Source organism: Mesorhizobium sp. P3_A9 (assembly GCF_056402975.1).
Genome location: NZ_JBFUGJ010000432.1, coordinates 1 through 4,268, shown reverse-complemented (window position 1 = coordinate 4,268; position 4,268 = coordinate 1). Strand labels below are relative to the sequence as shown.

The 4,268-nt window shown below is 61.4% G+C and carries 4 protein-coding genes; all 4 read left to right on the top strand.

All coding sequences use genetic code 11. The annotated features are described in order from the left end of the window. On the top strand, positions 1–309 hold a 309-nt coding region (locus AC1DX0_RS31840), incomplete at its 5' end, for a methyltransferase family protein (RefSeq protein ID WP_477358385.1). Positions 310–324: 15 nt separating this feature from the next. Next, positions 325–1,338 (top strand): acyltransferase family protein, encoded by a 1,014-nt coding sequence (locus AC1DX0_RS31835; protein WP_477358383.1) that lies wholly within the window; start codon positions 325–327, stop codon positions 1,336–1,338. 168 nt (positions 1,339–1,506) lie between these two features. Then, a complete protein-coding gene (locus AC1DX0_RS31830; RefSeq protein WP_477358381.1) occupies positions 1,507–2,649 on the top strand; it encodes a hypothetical protein in 1,143 nt (380 codons plus the stop codon). Between the two features lie 157 nt (positions 2,650–2,806). Beyond that, positions 2,807–4,268, top strand: a 1,462-nt coding sequence (locus AC1DX0_RS31825) for a peptidoglycan L,D-endopeptidase MepK (protein WP_477358379.1), incomplete at its 3' end; no start/stop codon positions are given.

The following is a 4,268-nucleotide window of genomic DNA, read 5'->3' as shown; positions in this document are numbered from 1 at the left end:
TGGCTGGGCCGTTCCTTCTCTCTCATGGCGACAGCTCGTCGCCTGGTTACCACTGGCCCGTACTCGATCGTCCGGCATCCGCTCTACATCTGTGAGGGGGTATTCGTTCTCGGGATGGTCCTTTCGCATTTTTCACTGCTGATGGTGGCGCTGAGTGCGTTTCAATTTCTTTTGCAATATAGACGCGCGAGAAATGAAGAGGCTATCCTTCGGCAAACCTTCCCAGAGTACGACGATTACGCTCGGCGCGTCCCCATGCTCTTGCCGCGGTTCCTTGGTGGCGCCATACCAAACTCTGGCGGCCAATAGTCAGGACTCGCCCTGTTGATCTGGTCCCTGCAAGTACTTCGCTTCGTTGCCGCGCTGATGGTCGTATATGTCCACGCAGCCCAGACTGCCGTTAAGGTCACCGGATCCAATGGCCTGTTGCCTCATGATTTTCAGGTGGTCGGCTTCGCAGGCGTCGACATCTTCTTTGTCATATCAGGGGTGATTATTGCCAAGACGGCACCAGGTCTGACTTGGCGATCTTTCGCGTGGAGACGGTTCCGGCGCATTGTTCCGCTCTACCTGCTGATCAGCATCCCCTATGCGATCGTCGCCTACAAAACCGGCTTTGGCTGGCGGGACGCGGTGGCGACGCTCTTGCTGTGGCCGGCCACCGATCAAATGACCGCGCCAGCATTGCCAGCGGYTTGGACGCTGTGCTTCGAAATGCTGTTCTACGCCGCCGCGACCATCGTTCTCATCGACCGGCGACTGCTGTCGGTACTCGTCGGTATCTTCGGCCTCGCAATGATATTTCGCTCGGCGGGCCCGGTGCTGCAGTTTCTTGGCAACCCGCTGATCATCGAGTTCGGCTTCGGAGTCGTTCTCGCCTATGCGCCCAGCTGGAAACCGGCGGTGTGGTGCCTGCCGGTCGGCGCCGCGGCGATGATAGCTGTCGGATTCGTTGGGATGGCGCCGCAAGGGGGAACGATGGAGTTTCTCGCCGGCGATAACGGCTTCCAGCGCGTGCTGGTCTATGGTGTCCCGGCGGCGATGATCGTCTTCGGCACGATGCAGATCGACGCGAAGCCGAGCGTCTGGACGGTTCTCGGTGATGCCTCCTATATGCTTTATCTAATCCATACTCTGCCGATAACGCTGCTTCTGATGGTATGGACCGCTTTTCCGATTCCTCCGGACCTTATCATCGTGATCGGCACAGCCACATCCGTTCTTTTCGCTTGGCGGATGTACATTCGGTTCGAGTTGCCGCTGCRCAAATTCCTGCGCCGGCGTGATCCCCATCTGAAGACTGACTGCCAGCCAACTGGCTTGGCATTACGTGATTGACGGATATGCTTCGATGCTGGCGACCTCGATCATACGGGCTGTTGCCGGATGCATAGCGAAAACCTCGCTGCACCCGACACCCACCGAGCTTGGTCGTCAGGAATTGCGTAAGACCTTGTTCAAGCAGAGCGCCGATGGCTAAATAGACGATCACAGGGAGAAGGCACCATGGCACTTCACCTTTCGGCAGATGCCCCGGCTTCCGTCGCGGCCACGCCGCAAAAATATCTGTTTGGCCCGTTCATCGACTTTTTCATGCTTGGCGGAAGCGCGCTTGTCATCCTGCCGGTGCTGTATTTCCTGCCGCTCCGGTACGAAGCCGCCGTGACGCTGACGATGTTCCTGCTCTCGCATCTCATAAACCAGCCGCACTTCGGTCATTCGTACCAGATCTTTTACCGCAATTTCGCGCGCAAGGTGCGCGGCGACGGTTACAGCCGCAATCTCCAGATCCGCTACATCATCGCCGGCATTGTCGTGCCGTTGGCCATGACCGCCTTCTTTGCCTATGGCTCGCTGGCAGGGAATGCGCGCCTGCTGGGCAACGCCACCAACGCCATGGGCTTTTTYGTCGGCTGGCACTACGTCAAGCARGGCTACGGCATGCTGATGGTGGATGCCGTSCTGAAGCGCAARTTCTTCRRCGATCRSGACAAGAAGGTGYTGCTSTTCAACRGCTATGCCGTGTGGCTGTTCGCCTGGCTGCAGACGAACGTGGTGATCACCGAGCGGCAGTTCTGGGGTTTGCAGTACTACACCTTCGCGGTCCCGCCATGGCTCCTCACCATCGCCATGGCGATCGCCGCCGCCTCCTCGGCGGCCACCGCCGTGATGTTCATCAACCGCTGGCGCAAGCATGGTGGGGCGCTGCCCTATAATGGGGTCGTCGCCTACGTCGTGTCCCTCTATGCCTGGATCCTGTTCGTGACGCTGAACCCACTCTGGCTGCTCGTGGTGCCGGCGCTCCATTCCTTGCAGTATCTGGCGGTGGTCTGGCGCTACCAGACCAATGTCGAGCGCGATCGTGCGGATGCCGTCGAGAGGCCGGGATTGAAGGCCCTGTCCATTCTTGGACCGCGATACAGGCTGCGGGTGCTGGCCTTCATCGTGGTCGGTGGAATTCTTGGCGCACTCGGCTTCTGGCTGGTGCCGATGATGCTGATCGACCTGGTTCCCTACGACAAGGCGGTGCTCGGCTCGTCGCTTTTCCTCTTCATCGCATGGATCTTCATCAACGTGCACCATTACTTCCTGGACAATGTGATGTGGCGGCGCGGCAATCCGGAAGTCTCGAAATATCTGTTCCGCTGAAGCGATCGGCTGAACGCCTTTCGGGCAATCCGCGGCTGTCGGGAAGGCCCATTCCCGGCACGGACACGATTCGTTAACCAAGATGCTGTTCATCGATGGGAGGCTGCGCAGCCGGCGAAGACGTCAAATCGCCCGAAACAGCAACAATGTGCAAGGCATGAACGTGATTGAACGCGAACAGAACGCGCCCGGCGCTTCCCACCGTTGGACATGGCTGCCGGCCATTGTGGCCGCGTTCCTTTGCCTGTGCGTCACTGGCGCGTCCGCCGAGACGCGCGCTTTGCGGATTCAACATCTTCATACCGGCGAGAAGGCCGAGATCGTCTTCAAGCGCAACGGCCGCTACGATCAGGCGGGGTTGAAGAAGATCAATGTCATGCTGCGCGACTGGCGCCGCAACGAGCCGACCCGAATGGATCCGCGCCTGCTCGACCTCGTCTGGCAGGCCTATCGCGCCAGCGGCTCGACCTCCTATATCCATGTGGTCAGCGCCTATCGTTCGCCGGCGACCAACGCCATGCTGCGGAGCCGCTCGAAGGGCGTGGCCCGCGAAAGCCAGCACATGGTTGGCCGCGCGATGGACTTCTTCCTGCCTGACGTGCCGCTGAAGAAGCTGCGCGACATCGGCCTCAAGATGCAGGGCGGCGGCGTTGGCTATTATCCGACCTCCGGTTCGCCTTTCATCCACATGGATGTCGGCAATGTGCGGCATTGGCCGGGCATCAGCCGTCAGGAGCTCGCAAGGGTCTTCCCGAACGGCAGCACCCTGCATGTGCCGAGCGACGGCAGGCCGCTACCCGGCTTTGACCAAGCGCTCGCCGCCTACAAATCGCGCAAGAGCGCTGGTACGCCCAACATCGAACTGGCAAGCGCTGACAGCGGTCAACGCAAGTCGCGCGGCCTGCTGGCGACACTTTTGGGCGGACGCGGTGCGGACGAGGCGGACGATGTCGCCGAAGCGGCGCCGACGCCGCGCAAACCGGCCAAGTCTGTCGAACCCAAGGCGGCCGGGCAGGGCATCGCCATCGTCCCGCCGGAGGCAGCCCAGCGCGCGGACATCGAGATGGCCTCCACCGGTGTGGCTGAAGAACCACTCGCTGAGCAAAAGAGTAAGACGCCTGAAGCAATCGTGATGGCGATGGCGCCCAACACAGTGCCGTTGCCGGCCTTCGCCCCGCGCGACGTCCCCACGGCCAGCATTGCGACCCCGCAAACCGCGCCGTTCGCGGTAGCCAGCGCGTCCACGGCGCGGGCTGATCTGCCGGGGGCCAAGCCGGCGGCAAGCAATGCGGAAATTCCTCTGGGCAGGATGGATGCCGCTCCAGCGGCCGTCGCTCCGGAGATGGCAGCGCTCACCGTCCCCTTGCCGACATGGCGGCCTCAAAGCCAGACAAGCCCGGAGCGTCAGCCGGATGCAGCCAAATCCGCCGATGCCATCGCTGCCTTGCTGGCCATGCATCACCCCGATAACAGCCTCGATGGGCTGGCCGGCCAGCGCGCCGCGATCCCTGCATCGAAGCCCGAAGATCGCGTCAGGACCAGCCCAAAGGCCGACCGTGTCCAGCCGCGTCTCGATCCCGAAGCCACCGCCATGATTGTGCCCGTGGCGTCAACTGGTC